Source organism: Streptomyces sp. NPDC025651 (genome assembly GCF_055558735.1).
This window is the reverse complement of sequence record NZ_JBVHLZ010000008.1, coordinates 287,934-305,204: the sequence shown is the minus strand read 5'-3', so window position 1 is coordinate 305,204 and position 17,271 is coordinate 287,934. Positions and strand designations below refer to the sequence as shown.

The 17,271-nt window shown below is 72.9% G+C and carries 20 protein-coding genes; 6 read left to right on the top strand and 14 right to left on the bottom strand.

Features of this window, described 5'->3' with window-relative positions; all coding sequences use genetic code 11:
* Positions 1-20: 20 nt before the first annotated feature.
* On the bottom strand, positions 21-1,649 hold the full coding sequence (locus ACZ4D5_RS27880; protein ID WP_467775159.1) for an ABC-F family ATP-binding cassette domain-containing protein: 1,629 nt from the start codon (positions 1,647-1,649) through the stop codon (positions 21-23).
* 140 nt (positions 1,650-1,789) lie between these two features.
* On the opposite strand from ACZ4D5_RS27880, the gene ACZ4D5_RS27875 reads away from it, so the two are divergent.
* From ACZ4D5_RS27875 to ACZ4D5_RS27865, 3 genes are all read left to right on the top strand, one after another.
* The gene (locus ACZ4D5_RS27875; RefSeq protein WP_467775158.1) at positions 1,790-3,322 is read left to right on the top strand and encodes a phosphatase PAP2 family protein; all 1,533 of its coding nucleotides are present in this window, start codon (positions 1,790-1,792) and stop codon (positions 3,320-3,322) included.
* Positions 3,323-3,425: 103 nt separating this feature from the next.
* Entirely contained in the window at positions 3,426-4,235 is an 810-nt protein-coding gene (locus tag ACZ4D5_RS27870; protein ID WP_467775157.1) for a class I SAM-dependent methyltransferase, read from the top strand.
* An 80-nt stretch (positions 4,236-4,315) separates the two neighbouring features.
* The gene (locus ACZ4D5_RS27865; protein WP_467775156.1) at positions 4,316-4,486 is read left to right on the top strand and encodes a hydrophobic protein; all 171 of its coding nucleotides are present in this window, start codon (positions 4,316-4,318) and stop codon (positions 4,484-4,486) included.
* Positions 4,487-4,530: 44 nt separating this feature from the next.
* On the opposite strand, the gene ACZ4D5_RS27860 is transcribed toward ACZ4D5_RS27865, so the two are convergent.
* The 11 genes from ACZ4D5_RS27860 to ligD form a co-directional block, all read right to left on the bottom strand.
* The gene (locus ACZ4D5_RS27860) at positions 4,531-4,794 is read right to left on the bottom strand and encodes a gas vesicle protein K (RefSeq protein WP_362326817.1); all 264 of its coding nucleotides are present in this window, start codon (positions 4,792-4,794) and stop codon (positions 4,531-4,533) included.
* A 36-nt stretch (positions 4,795-4,830) separates the two neighbouring features.
* The gene (locus ACZ4D5_RS27855) at positions 4,831-5,019 is read right to left on the bottom strand and encodes a gas vesicle protein (RefSeq protein WP_467775155.1); all 189 of its coding nucleotides are present in this window, start codon (positions 5,017-5,019) and stop codon (positions 4,831-4,833) included.
* Positions 5,016-5,882, bottom strand: a complete 867-nt coding sequence (locus ACZ4D5_RS27850) for a GvpL/GvpF family gas vesicle protein (protein ID WP_467775154.1) — start codon at positions 5,880-5,882, stop codon at positions 5,016-5,018. Before ACZ4D5_RS27850 ends, ACZ4D5_RS27855 begins: the two co-directional genes overlap by 4 nt.
* On the bottom strand, positions 5,863-6,225 hold the full coding sequence (locus ACZ4D5_RS27845) for a gas vesicle protein (protein WP_467775153.1): 363 nt from the start codon (positions 6,223-6,225) through the stop codon (positions 5,863-5,865). The genes ACZ4D5_RS27850 and ACZ4D5_RS27845 overlap by 20 nt, the downstream gene beginning before the upstream one ends.
* Entirely contained in the window at positions 6,222-7,391 is a 1,170-nt protein-coding gene (locus ACZ4D5_RS27840; protein WP_467775152.1) for an SRPBCC family protein, read from the bottom strand. Before ACZ4D5_RS27840 ends, ACZ4D5_RS27845 begins: the two co-directional genes overlap by 4 nt.
* A complete protein-coding gene (locus tag ACZ4D5_RS27835; protein WP_467775151.1) occupies positions 7,384-8,094 on the bottom strand; it encodes a DNA primase in 711 nt (236 codons plus the stop codon). Before ACZ4D5_RS27835 ends, ACZ4D5_RS27840 begins: the two co-directional genes overlap by 8 nt.
* A gap of 3 nt (positions 8,095-8,097) precedes the next feature.
* A complete protein-coding gene (locus ACZ4D5_RS27830) occupies positions 8,098-8,337 on the bottom strand; it encodes a gas vesicle protein GvpG (protein WP_467775150.1) in 240 nt (79 codons plus the stop codon).
* 4 nt (positions 8,338-8,341) lie between these two features.
* Positions 8,342-9,082 (bottom strand): GvpL/GvpF family gas vesicle protein, encoded by a 741-nt coding sequence (locus tag ACZ4D5_RS27825; protein ID WP_467775149.1) that lies wholly within the window; start codon positions 9,080-9,082, stop codon positions 8,342-8,344.
* Entirely contained in the window at positions 9,082-9,507 is a 426-nt protein-coding gene (locus ACZ4D5_RS27820; protein ID WP_467775148.1) for a gas vesicle structural protein GvpA, read from the bottom strand. The genes ACZ4D5_RS27825 and ACZ4D5_RS27820 overlap by 1 nt, the downstream gene beginning before the upstream one ends.
* Positions 9,508-9,574: 67 nt before the next feature.
* Positions 9,575-9,991, bottom strand: coding sequence for a gas vesicle protein GvpO (locus ACZ4D5_RS27815; protein WP_467775147.1), 417 nt, complete (start codon positions 9,989-9,991; stop codon positions 9,575-9,577).
* A 66-nt stretch (positions 9,992-10,057) separates the two neighbouring features.
* Positions 10,058-10,984, bottom strand: coding sequence for a non-homologous end-joining DNA ligase (gene ligD, locus ACZ4D5_RS27810; protein WP_467775146.1), 927 nt, complete (start codon positions 10,982-10,984; stop codon positions 10,058-10,060).
* Between the two features lie 187 nt (positions 10,985-11,171).
* Here ligD and ACZ4D5_RS27805 point away from each other — a divergent pair, with 187 nt between their 5' ends.
* A complete protein-coding gene (locus ACZ4D5_RS27805) occupies positions 11,172-11,723 on the top strand; it encodes a hypothetical protein (protein WP_467775145.1) in 552 nt (183 codons plus the stop codon).
* A 6-nt stretch (positions 11,724-11,729) separates the two neighbouring features.
* Here ACZ4D5_RS27805 and ACZ4D5_RS27800 read toward each other — a convergent pair whose 3' ends face one another.
* Both ACZ4D5_RS27800 and ACZ4D5_RS27795 read right to left on the bottom strand, forming a co-directional pair.
* On the bottom strand, positions 11,730-13,577 hold the full coding sequence (locus ACZ4D5_RS27800; RefSeq protein WP_467775144.1) for a transketolase: 1,848 nt from the start codon (positions 13,575-13,577) through the stop codon (positions 11,730-11,732).
* On the bottom strand, positions 13,570-14,964 hold the full coding sequence (locus tag ACZ4D5_RS27795; RefSeq protein WP_467775143.1) for an NAD(P)/FAD-dependent oxidoreductase: 1,395 nt from the start codon (positions 14,962-14,964) through the stop codon (positions 13,570-13,572). The genes ACZ4D5_RS27800 and ACZ4D5_RS27795 overlap by 8 nt, the downstream gene beginning before the upstream one ends.
* Before the next feature lie 199 nt (positions 14,965-15,163).
* On the opposite strand from ACZ4D5_RS27795, the gene ACZ4D5_RS27790 reads away from it, so the two are divergent.
* The gene (locus ACZ4D5_RS27790) at positions 15,164-16,123 is read left to right on the top strand and encodes a TIGR03557 family F420-dependent LLM class oxidoreductase (protein WP_467775142.1); all 960 of its coding nucleotides are present in this window, start codon (positions 15,164-15,166) and stop codon (positions 16,121-16,123) included.
* Between the two features lie 31 nt (positions 16,124-16,154).
* Positions 16,155-17,252 carry an enolase C-terminal domain-like protein gene (locus ACZ4D5_RS27785; protein WP_467775141.1) on the top strand — a complete coding sequence of 366 codons (1,098 nt, stop codon included), beginning with the start codon at positions 16,155-16,157 and terminating at the stop codon, positions 17,250-17,252.
* Positions 17,253-17,271: the final 19 nt, after the last annotated feature.

The window sequence follows — 17,271 nt, the reverse complement described above, 5'->3', positions numbered from 1 at the left end:
AGTGGCATGCGGGCCCCCGGCTACCGCACGCGCTCGACGCGCCGCTCGTCCCACACGGGCTCCTGCGTCTCACGGACCCGGCCGTCGCTGCCGAAGACCAGGTACCGGTCGAAGGAGCGGGCGAACCAGCGGTCGTGGGTGACGGCGAGGACGGTGCCCTGGAACGCCTCCAGGCCTTCCTGGAGAGCCTCGGCCGACTCCAGGTCGAGGTTGTCGGTGGGCTCGTCCAGGAGCAGGGCGGTGCAGCCCTGCAGCTCCAGGAGGAGGATCTGGAAGCGGGCCTGCTGGCCGCCGGAGAGCCGCTCGAAGTTCTGCTCGGCCTGCCCCGTCAGTTCGTACCTCCGCAGGCGGGACATCGCCGCGCCGCGGTCCTGCGCGTGCTCGCGCCACAGGATGTCGAGCAGGGAGCGGCCCATCAGCTCGGGGTGCGCGTGGGTCTGCGCGAAGTGTCCCGGCACGACGCGCGCGCCGAGCTTCCAGGCGCCGGTGTGCGCCACGGGGTTGTCGGTGTCACCGGCGAGCAGGCGCAGGAAGTGGGACTTGCCCGAGCCGTTCGAGCCGAGGACGGCGACGCGCTCGCCGTAGAAGACCTCCAGGTCGAAGGGTTTCATCAGGCCGGTGAGCTCAAGGCCCTGGCAGGTCACGGCGCGCACGCCGGTGCGGCCGCCGTGCAGGCGCATGGTGATGTCCTGCTCGCGCGGCGGCTCGGGCGGCGGCCCCGCCTCCTCGAACTTGCGCAGCCTGGTCTGGGCCGCGTGGTAGCGCGAGGCCATGTCGGGGCTGTTCTCGGCGGCCTGGCGCAGATTGCGCACCAGCTTCTTCAGCTGCTCGTGCTTCTCGTCCCAGCGGCGGCGCAGCTCCTCGAACCGCGCGAAGCGCGCCTTGCGGGCCTCGTGGTAGGTGGCGAAGCCGCCGCCGTGCACCCAGGCCTCGGCGCCCCCGGGGCTCTGCTCGACGCTGACGATCTTCTCGGCGGAGCGGGCGAGCAGCTCCCGGTCGTGGGAGACGAACAGGACGGTCTTGCGGGTCTCCCTCAGCCGCTCCTCCAGCCAGCGCTTGCCGGGCACGTCGAGGTAGTTGTCCGGCTCGTCCAGGAGCAGGACCTCGTCGGTGCCGCGCAGCAGGGACTCCAGGACGAGGCGCTTCTGCTCGCCGCCGGAGAGCGTGCGGACCTCGCGGAACTGGGCCTTGTCGTAGGGGACGCCGAGCGCGGCCGTGGTGCAGATGTCCCACAGCGTCTCGGCCTCGTACCCCTGCACCTCCGCCCAGTCGGAGAGCGCCTGGGCGTACTGGAGCTGGGCGGCCTCGTCGTCGACCGTCATGATCGCGTGCTCGGCGGCGTCGACGGCCTTCGCCGCCTCGCGGATCCTCGGGTGGGAGACGGAGACGAGCAGGTCGCGCACGGTCGTCTCGTCGCGTACGGAGCCGACGAACTGCGGCATCACGCCGAGCCCGCCGCTCACGGTGACGGAGCCGCCGTGCGGCTGGAGCTCGCCGGAGATCAGCCGGAGCAGCGTGGTCTTGCCCGCGCCGTTCGCCCCGACCAGGGCGACGACGGCGCCCTCGCCGACCCGGAAGGAGACATCACCGAGCAGCGCCCGCCCGTCCGGCAAGTAGTACTCGAGGTGTGCGGCTTCCAGATGTCCCATGAGGCGGATTGTCCGTGGCCGGAGGGTGCCCGGGCAAACCGTTTCCGCGCACGGGGCGCGAGCGGCCCCGGTCACGGGCCCCACCTGCGGCTTCACCGGGCGGTGGCCTGATTCGCGGGGCACGGGGTACACGCGTCGCCATGCCTGACTTCGTGGATGCCTCCTCCGACATCGACCTGCCCCTGCCCGAGGGCGGGCACCGGCCGTTCAAGGCCCGCCTGGTCTCGCTCGACTGCCGGCTCTTCGAGGCCGTCGCCAAGCGGCACTGGCCCGGCGGCGACCGGGTGCTGCCCCGGCTGAGCCACAGCGCCAACCACGGCGTGCTGTGGTTCGCGGCGGCCGCGGGGATCGCCGCGACCCGCACCCCGCGGGCCCGCCGCGCCGCCGTGCGGGGCGTGGCCTCGCTGGCCCTGGCCTCGGCGACGATCAACACGCTCGGCAAGCGCTCGGTGCGCCGGGCCCGGCCGCTGCTCGACGCGGTGCCGCTGATACGGCAGCTCAAGCGCCAGCCGATCACCACGTCGTTCCCTTCGGGCCACTCGGCCTCCGCCGTGGCCTTCGCCACGGGGGTGGCGCTGGAGTCGCGGGCCTGGGGCGCCGCGGTCGCGCCGCTCGCGGCCGCCGTCGCGGTCTCCCGCGTCTACACCGGGGCGCACTTCCCGAGCGACGTCCTGGTGGGCGGGGCGCTCGGCGCGGGCGCGGCGTTCGCGGTGCGCGGCCTGGTGCCGACGCGGGCCCAGCTCGCCCCGCCGGGACGGCCCCGGGTGGAGGCTCCCGCGCTGCCCGGCGGCGCGGGCCTGGTCCTGGTGGCCAATGCGCAGGCGGGCACGGCGGACCGGGTCAAGGCGCTGCGCAACGCCCTGCCGGCCGCCGAGGTCGTCCTCGCCGAACCGGCCGACCTGGGCGCCGAGTTGGAGAAGGCGGCGGCGCGCGCGACGGTCCTCGGGGTGTGCGGCGGCGACGGCACGGTCAACGCCGCGGCCACGGTGGCCCTGCAGCACGGCCTGCCGCTCGCGGTGCTGCCCGGCGGCACGCTCAACCACTTCGCGTACGACCTCGGGGTCGAGGACGCGCGTGACCTGTCCCGCGCGGTGGAGGGGGGCGACGCGGTCGCCGTCGACGTGGGCCGCTTCTCGACGCGGGAGGAGGAAGGGGCCGCCGACGTGGAGCGGTACTTCCTCAACACGTTCAGCCTCGGCGTGTACCCGGAGCTGGTACGCCGTCGCGAGCACTGGTCGCCCCGCATCGGCGGCAAGGCCGCGTCCGTGCTCGCCGCGCTGCAGATCCTGCGCTCCGACGAGCATCCGATGACCGCTCAGTTCCGCGGCAGCAAGCGGGCGTTGTGGCTGCTCTTCGCGGGCAACTGCACCTACCACCGGCCGGGCCTCACCCCGGGCCGCAGGCTCGACCTCGCGGACGGGCTGCTCGACGTACGCATCGTGCACGGCGGGCGCAGGCCGGGTGCGCGTCTGATGGCCGCCGCGCTGACGGGTCCCGAGGTGCGCTCCCCCGCCCAGGCGGCGGTCCGGCTGCCCCGGCTGCGGGTGGACGGGCTCGGCCCGGACACGGCGGTGGCGTACGACGGTGAAGTCACCCGTGTCCAGGGCTCGTTGCTCATCGACAAGCTGCCGGAGGCGCTGACCGTGTACCGGCCGCTGACGCCCGTCCGATGACCGCTCGGCGAACCCGCCGATGACCACATACTGATACGCGGGTCTCATCATTCGGCATGACGGCGTACGGTGCCGTGTACACGCACACGAAGGAGTCACCGTCATGCCGAAGGAGACCGCCGTCTACACGCACGGACACCACGAGTCCGTGCTGCGCTCCCACACCTGGCGCACCGCCGCCAACTCGGCCGCCTACCTCGTCGGTTCGCTCAAGCCGACCATGTCGGTCCTCGACATCGGCTGCGGCCCCGGCACCATCACCGCCGACCTGGCCGAGCTGGTCCCCGAAGGCCGGGTCACCGGCGTGGACCACGCGCCGGGCATCCTCCACACGGCGCGCGCCACCGCGGCCGAACGCGGCCTGGAGAACGTTGAGTTCGCGGTCGCCGACGTCCACGACCTCGACTACCCCGACGACAGCTTCTGCGTCGTCCACGCCCATCAGGTGCTCCAGCACGTGGGCGATCCGGTGCGGGCGCTGCGCGAGATGCGGCGGGTCTGCAGGCCGGGCGGCATCGTGGCGGTCAGGGACGCGGACTACGCGGCGATGACCTGGTATCCCCGGACGCCCGCCATGGACGACTGGCTGGACCTGTACCGGCGGGTCGCGCGGGCCAACGGCGGCGAGCCCGACGCGGGGCGCCGCCTCAAGTCCTGGGCCCTGGAGGCCGGTTTCACGGACATCACCGCCTCCGCCGCCACCTGGTGCTACAGCTCCGCGGACGAGCGCGCCTGGTGGAGCGGGCTGTGGGCGGACCGCACGCTCGCCTCCACGTACGCCGAGCGGGCCAGGGAGGGGGGCCACGCCGACGACGAGCGGCTGCGGGCCGTCTCGGCGGCCTGGCGCGAGTGGGGCGGCCGCGAGGACGCCTGGTTCGCGGTGCTGCACGGCGAGGTCCTCTGCCGGAAGTGACGCTCCGCACAGGCCGAAGGGGCACGAAGGGGCGTAGAACGGCCGTTTGGGGAAACCCGGCCAGCAGGAGGTAGACAACTATGGTTCCTATTCTGCTGGTCCTTCTGCTGGCCCTTCTCCTCTTCGGAGCGGGCTTCGCCGTGAAGGTTCTCTGGTGGATCGCCATTGCCGTGCTCGTCATCTGGCTGCTCGGATTCCTGATGCGGAGCACGACCGCCACGGGCACGAGGTCCCGCTGGTACAGGTGGTAGTGGCACTCCCGTAGCCCCCGCAGCAGCCGACCCCCGCCCCCGGTTCAATCCCTGGGGAGCAGGGGGCCCAGCGGCCCGAGGTCCAGATTCAGGTCCTCGGGCCGCAGTCCGTACCGCTCCCGGAGCTCGGCCATCCGGTCCTCCAGGAGCATCAACGTGAGCCCGATCCGCTCTTCCTGATCCTCCGTCAGCTCACCGGTGTCGAAGCGGCGCACGGCCTGCCGCTCCATCAGCTGACGCAGCAGCTCGACGACGGTCAGGACCAGCTTCACCAGGTCCCGCTCCACGGTGTCGGGGTCCAGGTCCATGCGCTTACGGTCCACGGGGCGGTTGCGGTCCACGGGTCACTCCATCTCCCGCCACGGCGAGGGAACTTGCTCGTTCACCGAGCTGATCAGGGCGTTGAGGTCGATGCGCACGAGGTCCACGTCCGCGATCCGCAGGGTGATGTCGCCCGTGATGACGACACCGCCGGCGAGCAGGCGGTCGAGCAGGTCGACCAGGGCGATCTCGCGGCGCTCGACGACGGTCATGTCCCGCCTCCCGTGCCGTCGCCTCCGATGCCGTCACCGCCGCCTTCAACGCTGTCGCCACCGGTGTCGTCACCGCTGTCGTCACCGGTGAAGGAGTAGGCGGCCCACGGGCCCGTCAGCTCCACCCGCAGGCCGTCCGTCTCCCGCCCCTCGTCCTTCGTGCGGTCGACGAGCTCGACGAACTCCTCGGAGCGCGAACGCGGCACCAGATAGGCGGCGTTGAGGACGTTGCGGCCCGGCGCGCGGGACAGCGCCGCGTTCTGCGGCGCGTGCAGCCGCGCGTCGTCGGCGCGCGAGGAGAGCTCCTCGTGCAGGCGCCGCGCGAAGGCCTCGGCCCGCTCCCAGCTCTCCTCGTGCGCCGTGCGCTGGCGGCGCCGCTGGCGCAGGTAGTCGCGCCCCGTGCGGGGCCCGCGCCGCGCCGGCTCCTCCGCGCGGACCGCCGCGGACGACGCCTCGCCCTCCATGTGGACCTTCACGCCCCACTCGACGCGCCCCTCGATCCGGTCCAGGGCGCGCCCGAAACGCTCCGCCTGCTCCTCCAGCATGGCGCGTACGCCGCTGTCGTCCCGGAAGACGGTCGCGAGCCGCAGCGGCAGCGGGCAGGTGACGGTGGCGAGCGCGGCGATCACGCGCTGGTGGGCGCGGGCCGTCTCGGCGAGCCAGTCCAGGTCCTCCAGGTGCGCGCGCAGCGCATCCTCGGCGAAGTCCCGCTCCGGCACCGGGCCGACCAGGGCGACCAGGCCCCTGTGGGTGAGCTGTTTGGGCGGAACGCCGCCGACCCCGGTCAGGTCGGCGGCGAGTGGTGCGGTGGGCGGGCGGCACACCGCGTAGACGTAACGCAGTTCATCGTGTGCGACGCTCACGTGACTCCTTCTTAGCGGGCTCGATGGCCTGCATCTCCTCCAGTTCCTCCACGCGCTTCTTCAACTCGGCGTTCTCACGCGAGAGTTCGGTGCGGCGCGCCCCCGAGGAGAGCGCCGGGTCGTCCTCCCACCAGTCGATGCCCATCTCCTTGGCCTTGTCGACGGAGGCGACGATGAGGCGGAGCTTGATGGTGAGCAGTTCGATGTCGAGCAGGTTGATCTTGATGTCGCCGGCGATGACGACGCCCTTGTCCAGGACGCGTTCGAGGATGTCGGCGAGGTTGGCCCCGCCGCCGTCGCGTCCATAGGGGTCGGGGAGCCGGCCGCCGGGGGCCGCCGTCATCGGCGGCCCCGCCCGCCGCCGGTCTCGGCGTACTCGCGGCGTTCGGCCTCTTCCGCGTCGGCCTCTTCGCCTTCGCCTTCGTCCTCGTACTCGTCCTCGTACTCGGCGGCGTCGGCGTCGGCGTCGCGGTCGGTCTCGTCTTCGGCCTCGTCTTCGTCCTCGTACGCGCCTTCCGGATCCTCCTCGGGGTCCTCTTCCCGCTCCTCGTCCTCGTCGTACTCGTCCTCCGGCTCGTCCTCCGGCTCGTCCTCTTCGTGCGCCTCGGCTTCGTGCGCCTCAGCCTCGGGGACGTCCCGCTCGCCCTCGTCCCGGCCCTCGCGCTCTTCGCGCTCCTCGTCCTCGTCCGCCACCGCGTCCTCGTGGCTGCGCACGACCTCGCCGTCGCGGATCTCGCCGCGCCAGCCGTCGCTCGCCTCGCCGCGCAGCGAGATGTGCCGGGCGAAGTGCTTGAGGTCCAGGCGGGCCCTGCGGCCCTGCGCGCGCCAGATGTTGCCGGTCTTCTCGAACAGGCCCTTCGGGTAGTACTCGATGACCAGCAGCACCCGGGTGAGGTTGTCGCCGAGCGCATGGAAGGTGACGACACCCTTCGTCGTGCCCTTGCCGCCCTCGGACGTCCACGTGATGCGCTGGTCCGGCACCTGTTCGGTGGTGTGCGCCTTCCAACTGCGGTTGGACCAGAAGACCTTGAGCTTCCAGTCGGAGTCCGTGTCGCTCGCCACGGTGGCGCCCTTGACGCCCTTGGCGAAGGTGGAGAACTCCTGGTACTGCGTCCACTGGTCGTACGCCTCGCGCAGGGGCACGCCGACGTCGACGTACTCCAGGATGACCGTGGGCTTCTGGCCCGCGCCGCCCTTCTTGCGCTTGCCGCCGAGGCCCTTGAAGGCCCCCTTCACCGAATCCTTCAGGTGGCCGCCGCCCAGTTCCAGCGCGCTGCGCACGGGGCCCTTGCCCTCCGCGACCTTGCGGCCCGCCTCCAGGGCGAGCTTGCCGAAGCCGGGGCTCTTGCCCTCCGCGATGTCGTTCAGCTTGACGGTGGCGTCGCCCAGCCGGTGGCCCACGCCGACGAGCATGCGCTCGACCTGGGCCATGAGGTAGGCCTGCGCCTCCTCCTTCAGTCGGTCGGCGGCGGGGCCGCGCGTGATGTCCTTCAGCGGTGACTCAGCCATGGTCGCGGCCTCCCTTCGACCGTCCCGCGCCCGACCGTCCCGCGCCGGCCGTGGAGGTCGCCCTGCGGGCGGTGCCGCGAGCCGCCGCGGTGGACTTCTTCTGGGCGGTCTTCTTCGCCGGGGCCTTCTTCGCCGCGGTCTTCTTCGCCGACGGCTTCTTGGCGGCCGACTTGGGGGCGGGGGCCCGCTTCGCCGACGCCTTCTTGCGGGGCGCCGACTCCTCCGCCCCGGCGTCCTCGGAGTCCCGGTCCTCGGAGCCTCGGCCCTCTGAACGGCGCCCCTGGGACCGGCGGCCCCTCGGCTCCCTGTCCTCCGCGGGCTCGTCCTCGTCCTCGTGGCCGTCCTCGTCCTTGAGCCCGGCCGTGTCCTTCACCTCGCCCGGCACCACACCGGAGAGGCGGTCCTGGACGCCGAGGGTGCGCTCGTGCAGGCGGTCGGCGAGGCCTTCCATCTGACGATTGACGAGGGAGCCCGTCGCGGCCTTGCCCACGCCCCGCAGGTCCTGGCGCAGCTGGTCGCCGATCTCCTTGAACTGCGGGTTGTTCTCCAGCTGTTGGGTCACCATGGTGACCAGCGCCTTGGGGCTGAGCTGCAGCCGCTTGCCTGCCACCATCGTCCCCACGGCGAACGCGAACTTCGCCTTCTTCGTCCGTCCGAGGACGTACCCCGCGCCCACGGCGAGGCCCACTGCCAGTCGGTTCATCACTCAGAAGTCCTGTCCTGTGCTGTGCTGCAGCCGGTCGAGGAGCTCGTCCTCGCAGCGCTCGAATTCGGCTTCGTCGATCTCTCCCGCCTCGAGGCGTTCCTCGAGGAGGGAGAGTTCACGACGGATGGCCGAGGGGTCGTAGTACTGCCGTTCCGCCTCGGTGACCACTTGTCTGAGCACCCAGAGGGAGCCGCGGGCCGGGGCGAGCGGCAGCAGGAGAATTTCGCCGATGAGTCCCACGCCGTCACCCCGCGGGCTCCGCGGGCCCCGGATCGACGAAGCTGTACGGGGGCAGCGGGCCGTGCACCCGCAGCTCCAAGTGGGGCTGGGTGGAGCGGAGTTCCTCGACGGCGGCGAGGAAGCCGTCCGCCGACTTGCGGCTCACCAGGAACGAGATGTTGGCCAGCCATCCGGTGCCCTCGGGCCCGACGCCGACCGCTTCGGCGGCCGGTTCCAGGGCGCGGCGCACCTCGATGGCGTCGCTCGCCTCGCGGGCCCGCACCGTGGCGGTGACCATCTCGCCGAGCTGCAGCTTCTGTTCGTAACTGCCGCCGCCCTCGCGCTGGTTGGCCTCGACCATGGCGCGCAGCTCCGGGTTCTCGGCGAGGACCTGGTGGAGCACGGCCTGTTCGTTGTGGGTGGCCTTCACGTTGTACTCGACCTTGCCGTCGAGGGTGCGCAGGCGCTCCTCGTAGTGCTCGGACCGCTCGCCGAGGACGGTGGTGACCGCCTCGTCGTCGGGGGCGAGGCTGCCGAAGCGCATCGGGAGCACGGCGCCCGCCGCGCCCGCCTCGGACAGGACGTTCTGGTGGGCGAGCAGGTCGCGCCGCTTGGGCTTGAGGTCCTCGGGGGCGTCACTGACGATCGCCGCGAGTTCCCCCTGCTTGAGGACGCGCACGGTGCACGCCGGGCTGCCGATGCCCTCCATGCCGTCGGGCAGCGCCGGGTGCGAGCTGCTCGCGATGCCGTAGATGTAGGTGCTCACTACTCCTTCTCCTCCTTCCTGCGGGAGGTGCTGGAGCGGCGGGCCCTCGGCCGTTCCTCCGGCTGCCCTTCCTCACGGGCCTGCTTGAAGGCGTCCGAGATGGTCTCGGCGGCGCCGGAGAGCGCGCCCTTCGACTTGCCCCGGGCGCCGGACTCGGTCAGCTCGCCCATCATGTCGGGCAGACCGGGGCTCTTGTGGGGCCCGGCCTCCAGGTCCAGTCGGTTGCACGCCTCGGCGAACCGCAGGTACGTGTCGACGCTCGCGACGACGACACGGACGTCGACCTTGAGGATCTCGATGCCGACGAGGGAGACCCGCACGAAGGCGTCGATGACCAGGCCTCGGTCGAGGATGAGCTCCACGACGTCGTACAGGCCACTGGTGCCGCCTCCGCCGCCGGACTGTTGTGCAGGGACAACGGTCATGCCGACCGCCCCTCCTTGTCTGTGATGGCTTGGGTGCGTGTGCTGTGCGTACGCGGAACGGGGCGGTCTACTGACCGCCAGGACTGTGTGCGTCCGAACGCCCCCGCTCGTAGCGGCGGATCCGGCGGTAGCCGGTCAGTTCGCCGTGCGGGTCGAGGCGCACCTCGTAGCTCGCGAGCAGGCTCATCGTGTCGGGGACCCGGGCGAGTTCGAGCACCTCGATCTCCAACAGCCAGCCGTCGTCGGTGCGTTCGAAGGACGACACCGATTCGGACGTCATGCCGGTGAGCTCGGCGAGCTGGGTGCGGGCGTGCCGGAGCACGACCATGGGGCCGGGCAGTTCTTCGTCCGCGCCGTGGTTCCGCCGTGCGTCTGTAGCTGTGTCGGTCTCTGCGTCCGACTTCGTTTCTGTCTTTGCGTCTGTCTTTGCGTCTGTCTTTGTGTCTGTCTTCGCGTCTGTGGTCTTGCGTGACGTATTCGCCATGGCCACCTCCGGGTCCGGGTGTCCTGGTGGGCGTTGGCCAAACCTCGACGGTCGGGTGACGTGCCGTCAGCCGCGCAGCGCCCGCAGCTTGCGGCGGGCCGGGCCGAGCGCGCGCCCCGAGCGCAGGACGCCGTCCCACGGTTCGGTGCGGGCCTGGTCGACGGCGTCGTCGATGGTCCAGCGGCGGGCGTGCACCGCGGGGTCCTCCAGCTGCTCCCACGCGAGCGGCACGGCGACGGGGGCGCCCGGCGCCGACCGCACGGAGAAGGGGGCGACGGCGGTCTGCGCGTACCCGTTGCGCTGCACGTCGAGATAGAGGCGCCCGCCGCGGGCCTCCTTGCGGACGGCCGTGGTGAGGCGCTCGGGGTGGGCGGCCGCGAGGGTCTCGGCGACGTCCTTGGCGAAGGCGCGGGCGTCGTCGAAGTCGTGGTGGCCGCCCAGCGGCACGACGACGTGGAGGCCGCGCGAGCCCGTCGTCATCAGGGCGGACACCAGGCCGAGGTGGTCGAGGAGTTCGCCGAGGAGCCGGGCCGCGTCCCGCACGGTCTCGAAGTCGTCCTTCGCCGGGTCGAGGTCGAAGACCAGCCGGTCGGGCCGGTCGATCCGGCTCGTCCTGGAGAGCCAGCGGTGCAGGGTGAGGCAGGCCTGGTCGGCGAGGAAGAGCAGCGTCGCGGTGTCGTCGCACACGGTGTGGGTGACGGTGCCGCCCTGCTTGGCGACCTCGGCCCGGGTGATCCAGTCCGGGTAGTGGTCGGGGGTGTCCTTCTGCATGAAGCGGGGGCCTTCGAGGCCGTCGGGGTGGCGCTCCAGCATCAGGGGGCGGCCGCGCAGGTGGGGCAGCATGAAGGGGGCGACGGCCCGGTAGTAGTCGAACAGGTCCTCTTTGGTGCGGTCCTTGCCGCCGTCGCCGTCGTGGGCCGGGAAGAGGACCTTCTCCGGCCGGTGCAGCCGCACGGTGCGACGGCCGGCGCGAACCGTCCGTACGTCGTTCATGGGGTTCCCTTCATGATCTCCGCTGGTACGTGCCGGTGGTCGACGGGGTGGCTGGCACCACCCCGAAGTGGGGGCCCTGCGGGCGTGCCGCGGGCCCGCGGGCCCGGAAGGATCGGAGGTACCGACCAGCCGTCCCGCGACGGGCCCCCGGCTCCCGCGCGGCAGCGACCGACCAGTGAGGCCCGCCATGACGCACAGCACCCGCAGCACCGCTCCGCCCCGCGCCCCGCACCCCCGGCCGCGCCCGCACGAGCCGCGGCTGCTGCCCCGCACGCTCCCGGGGGCCGACGAACCACCCGCTCCCCCCACCGTCGGAACCGCCTTCGCCCTCTGGCTCACCGCGGTCGCGGCCGGCGTCTTCGAGACGGTGCTCGCCGTCGCCGGAACCGTGGCCGACGGCGACGCGTCGACCGGCGGACTCATGAGCGGCCTGCTGCTGCGCATGGCCGTGTTCTCGGCGGCCGTACTGGTAGCGGTGCGGATGCGGCGCGGCGCGAACTGGGCGCGGCTGACGCTGGCAGGCGGGCTCGGTGTCCTCGGCACGCTGTCCCTGGTGGCCGTGCCCGTGCGCCGGCTCGCCGACGGCCATGGGCTCGGCGCGGCGGTCAGGGACGCGGGCGTGCTGGACGTCCTGTTCGGCGGGAGCCGCGTGCTGCATCTGGCCGCCGTGCTCACGGCCACGGCCCTGATGTTCCGTCCCGCCGCGAACGCCTGGTTCAGGGCGGCGCGACACCCCTGACCCCCCTCACCGCACCACCGCCCGCTCCACCAGCAACCGCACCGCCGCCGCGATCGAGGCCGCGTCGATCCCCGCGGACCTCAACTGCTCGGCGGGGGACGCCGATCCCGGCATCGTGCGTACCGCGAGCCGCACCACGCGCGGTGTCGGCCTGCCGTCGCCGAAGGCTTCCATGACCGCGTCACCGAGGCCGCCCTCCTCCCTGTGGTCCTCCACGGTGAGGAGACAGCCCGTGCGCGCGGCCGCCTCGCGCAGCGTGGCGCGGTCGACGGGCTTGACGCTGTACAGGTCGACGACCCGCACGGCAATGCCCTCGCGGCCGAGCGACTCCGCCGCGGCCAGGGCCTCGTGGACGGTCACCCCCGCGGCGACCACGGTCAGCCGGTCCGCGTCACTGGCGCGCAGCACCTTGGAACCGCCGATCGGGAACTCCTCGCCGGGGCCGTAGACGACGGGCGTGTCCCCGCGCGACGTACGCAGGTAGCGGACACCGTCGAGCTCCGCCATCCGCGCGACGAGGCGCCCGGTCTGATGGGCGTCGCACGGGTACAGGACCGTGGAGTCGTGCACGGCGCGGAACATCGCCAGGTCCTCCAGGCCCATCTGGGAGGGCCCGTCCTGGCCGATCGCGACACCCGCGTGCGAGCCGACGAGGTTGATGCCGGCGCCGCTGACCGCCGCCATCCGCACGAAGTCGTACGCGCGCGTGAGGAACGCCGCGAACGTCGACGCGTACGGCACCCAGCCCCGCGCCGCCAACCCCACTGCGGCGGCGACGAGTTGCTGCTCGGCGATGTAGCACTCGAAGAAGCGGTCGGGGTGCTCCTTGGCGAAGTACTCCGACCGCGTGGAGTCGCCGACCTCGCCGTCGAGGGCCACGACGTCGCCGCGCGCGGTGCCGAGCGCGGCGAGCGCCTGGCCGAAGGCGGTGCGCGTCGCGACGGCGTCGCCGACGTCGTGGCGCGGCAGTTCGAGGTGTCCGCTGCGCACCGCGTGCATCGCCCGCGCGGCGGCGGGCCGCCGCACCTCCACGCGTACGTCGCGTACGCCGCCCAGCTCCGCGATGGCCGCGTCGGCGTCCGGCAGCGGTTTGCCGTGCAGCCCCTCGCGGTTCTCGACGGCGGCGACGCCCTTGCCCTTGACGGTGCGGGCGAGGACCACGGTGGGCTGCCCGGCCGTGGATTCCGCTTCCTGGTAGGCGCGGTCGACGGCGTCGACGTCGTGCCCGTCGGTCTCGACGACATGCCAGCCGAAGGCCTTGAAGCGGTCGGCGTAGGCGTTCAGGTGCCACTCGTGGCGGGTCGGGCCGCGCTGGCCGAGGCGGTTGACGTCGACGACCGCGGTGAGGTTGTCGAGGTGTTCGTGCCCGGCGTGCTCGGCGGCCTCCCAGACGGAGCCCTCGGCCAGCTCGCTGTCGCCGCACAACACCCAGACGCGGTACGGGATGCGGTCGAGCCGCTTGCCGGACAGGGCCATGCCGACGCCGACGGGCAGCCCCTGGCCGAGCGACCCGGTGGCGACCTCGACCCAGGGCAGGGCGCGCGGCGTCGGGTGTCCCTCCAGGCGGCTGCCCCGGTCGCGGAAGGTCAGCAGCTCCTCGTCGGTGAGCGCGCCCGCCGCCTTGTAGGCGGCGTACAGGAGCGGGGACGCATGGCCCTTGGAGAGGATGAAGCGGTCGTTGCCGGGGTGGTCGGGGCGGTCGAAGTCGTAGTGCAGGTGGCGGCCGACGAGCACCGCCATCAGTTCGGCGGCGGACATCGACGAGGTGGGGTGCCCGGAGCCCGCGGCGGCCGCGGCCCGGACGGAGTCGACGCGCAACTGCCGGGCCAGGGCGTCGAGTTCACTCTCACTCATGGGGGTCCTCCTTCTCCTGTCGCTCACGGGGGTCCTCCTTCGCGTGCGGCTCCTGCCGTGGCGCGTGCGGCTCCTGCCGTGGCGCGCCCGGCACCCGGGCCACCTCCGGCGACGCGGTGTCCAGCGGCACGGACCACGAGCGGACCAGGCCCAACTGCACGGCCTGGCGCGGCAGTACGGCGTCCAGGAGCCAGTCCGCCGCGACCCGCACGCGGTTGCCTGGCATGGCCGCCAGGTGGTATCCGCGCGTGACGGCACCGGCGAGCGGTCCCGAGAGCGGCAGGCCCAGCGGGTTGGCGGCGGCCTGGACGCCGCCGAGGTCCACGGTGAAGCCCAGGTCGCGGTGGCGGTAGGAGCTCCGGGTGCCGATGCCGAGGGAGGCGGCGACGTTGCGGCCCGCCGTGGCGCCCTGCCGCCAGGCGTGCTGCGCGGTCATGGACGTGTACTGGCCGGGCTTGTGCAGGTCGGGCACGGCGGCGGCGTCCCCGCAGGCGAACACCTCGGGGTGGCCCGGCACCTGGAGGTAGGGGTCGACGAGCAGCCGGCCCCGCTCCAGCGGCCGGTCGAGGCCCGCGACGAGCGGGTCGGGCCGTACGCCGACGCACCAGACCAGCGTGCGCGTGTCGACGGACTCCCCGTCGTCGAGGAGCACGCCGTCCGACGTGGCCTCCTTGACGGAGGTTCCGGTGCGTACGTCGACTCCGCGCCGCCGCAGCACGCGGTCGGCGGTGACGGAGAGCCTCTCGTCGAGCTCGGGCAGCACGCGGTCGGCGATGTCGAGCAGCAGCCAGCGCGGGCGTACGCCCTGCCGCAGCGGCTGCCCCCGCACCAGCGCGTCGGTGAACAACCGCCCGTGCGCGGCCAGTTCGACCCCGGTGTAACCGGCGCCGACGACCACGAACGTGCAGCGGGCCCGGCAGGTCTCCGCGTCCGGCTCGGCGGCGGCCAGTTCTATCTGGCGGGTGATGTGGTCGCGCAGGTACAGCGCCTCGGGCATCCCGCGGAAGCCGTGCGCGTGCTCGGCGACGCCGGGCACCGGCAGCAGTTTGTTGACGCTGCCCACGCTGAGCACGAGGCGGTCGTACGCCAGCTCGCCGCGCCGCCCCTCGGGGTCGGTGTACGTCACCGTGTGCCCCTCCAGGTCGACGCCGTCGGCCTCGCCGAGCGCGAGGCGTACGTGCGGCAGCGTGCCGGAGAGCGAGACGGTGACGCGGCGCGGCTCCAGGACGCCCGCGGCGACATGGGGCAGCAGGGGCAGGTAGAGGAAGTAGTCGGTCGGGTTGAGCAGGGTGATGTCGGCCTTGTTCCGGGTCAGCCGGGACAGGGTGCGTGCGGTGCGGTAGCCGGCGAATCCGGCTCCGACGATGACGATGCGAGGTCGGCTCACGGTGTCCCTCCGGCGGGTCGGAACCTCCCGCGTGCCCCTGCGCGGCGGGCGCCAAACTCCGGCGCGCGGTGCCGGTCACGCGCGGGCCGGGCACCGTTTGTGCCCGCTCCTCGGGGTTACCCGCAGTCGTATCCGTCCTGGTCCGAACGCCGTCCCGGCCGAGGCCTTGCCGACCGACTCCACCCCGGAGGTGCGCCCCATGCCCGAGTACGGATACTTCCTGGCGACCGAGGAGTTCGGCCCCGCGGAACTGGTCGAGCAGGCACGCATGGCCGAACAGGCCGGGTTCGAGGCGCTGTGGATCTCCGACCACTACCACCCGTGGAACGCGGCGCAGGGCCAGAGCCCCTTCGTCTGGTCGGTGATCGGCGCGCTCGCCGAGGCGGTGTCGCTGCCCCTCCAGACGGCGGTGACCTGTCCGACCGTGCGGATGCACCCGGCGGTCGTGGCGCAGGCCGCGGCGACCAGCGCGGTGCTCACCGGCGGCCGCTTCCGCCTCGGCGTGGGCACGGGCGAGGCGCTCAACGAGCACATCCTGGGCGGCCCCTGGCCGCCGGTCCACGTCCGCCTGGAGATGCTGGAGGAGGCGGTGCAGATCATGCGGAACCTCTTCACCGGCCAGGAGGTCAGCCACCAGGGCACGCACTACACCGTGGAGAAGGCCCGCCTGTACACGGTGCCGGACGAGCCCGTGCCCATCGACGTCTCCGGCTTCGGCCCCAAGGCGACGGCGCTCGCGGCACGCGTCGGCGACGGCTTCGTCACGATGGCGCCCGACGAGACGCTGGTGACCCGCTACCGCAAGGGCGGCGGGGGCGGCAAGCCCGTCAGCGGCGGCCTCAAGGTCTGCTACGGCCCGGACCGCGACGCCGCGGCGCGCCAGGCCCGCGAGCTGTGGGGCAATCAGCTGCTGCCCGGCGAGATGGGCCAACTCCTGCCCACGCCGCGCCACTTCGAGCAGTTGGACCCGCTGATCACCGAGGAGATGGCCGCCTCGTCCTTCACCTGCGGGGACGACGTGGACGAGCACGTGGCGGCGCTTTCCGCGTTCGCCGACGCCGGGTTCGACCGGGTGTACGTCAGCCAGATCGGCCCGGACCAGCGGAGCTTCTTCGACTTCTACCGCACGAAGGTGCTGCCGCAGGTCCAGGGCCGGTGACCGAGGAACGAAGACCGGGAAAAGACATCCGATGAAGCACGAAGTTCCCCTCGAAAGGCCCGCCGTCTCCGCGTACACGGTGCCCGCGGACGGACCCGAGGCAGACGGCACCTTCGCCTGGGACGCCACGACGATCGTCGTCGCCGAGATCACGGCGGGCGACGCGACGGGCACCGGCTGGACCTACGCCCCCGCCTCCGTCTCCGCCCTGGTCGACGAGCAGCTCACCCCCGTCGTCACCGACCGCGACGCCCTCGACATCCCCGCCGCGCACGACGCGATGACGAAGGCGGTCCGCAACACCGGCCGCCCCGGGGCCGCCTCGTGCGCGATCTCGGCGGTCGACATCGCCCTGTGGGACCTCAAGGCCCGCCTGCTCGAGCTCCCCCTCGTACGCCTCCTCGGGGCGGCCCGCGACGAGGTCCCCGTCTACGGCAGCGGCGGCTTCACCACGTACCACGACACGCACCTGGCGGCGCAGTTGAACGGCTGGGTGCACGGGCAGGGCATCCCCCGCGTCAAGATCAAGGTCGGTGAGGCCTGGGGCCGGGCGGCCGCCCGCGACGTGTCCCGGGTCCGCACCGCGCGCGACGTGATCGGCCCGCAGGCCGAGCTGTACGTCGACGCGAACGGCGGCTACACCCGCAAGCAGGCGGTGCGCGTGGGCCGGGTGCTCGCGGAGCACGGCGTGGGCTGGTTCGAGGAGCCGGTGTCCTCCGAGGACCTGCGCGGACTCGCCCTGATCAGGGACGCGTTGGTGTGCGACGTGACGGCGGGCGAGTACGGCTACGACCTGCCGTACTTCGCCCGCATGATTCCCTCGGTGGACTGTCTGCAGGTGGACGCGACGCGCTGCGGCGGCATCACGGAGTGGCTGCGCGCGGCGGCCCTCGCGCAGGCGCACGGCCTGGAGGTCTCGGCGCACTGCGCGCCGCACGCGCATGCCGCGGTCGCCGCGTGCGTGCCGAACCTGCGGCACATCGAGTGGTTCCACGACCACGTCCGGATCGAGTCGATGTTCTTCGACGGGGCGCTGGACCCGACCGGGGGCGTGGTCCGCCCCGACGCGGGCGTCGGACACGGCCTGCGGCTGCGGACGGACGAGGTGGCGGAGTTCCGGGTCGCGTGAAACCCGGTCGCGTACGGGA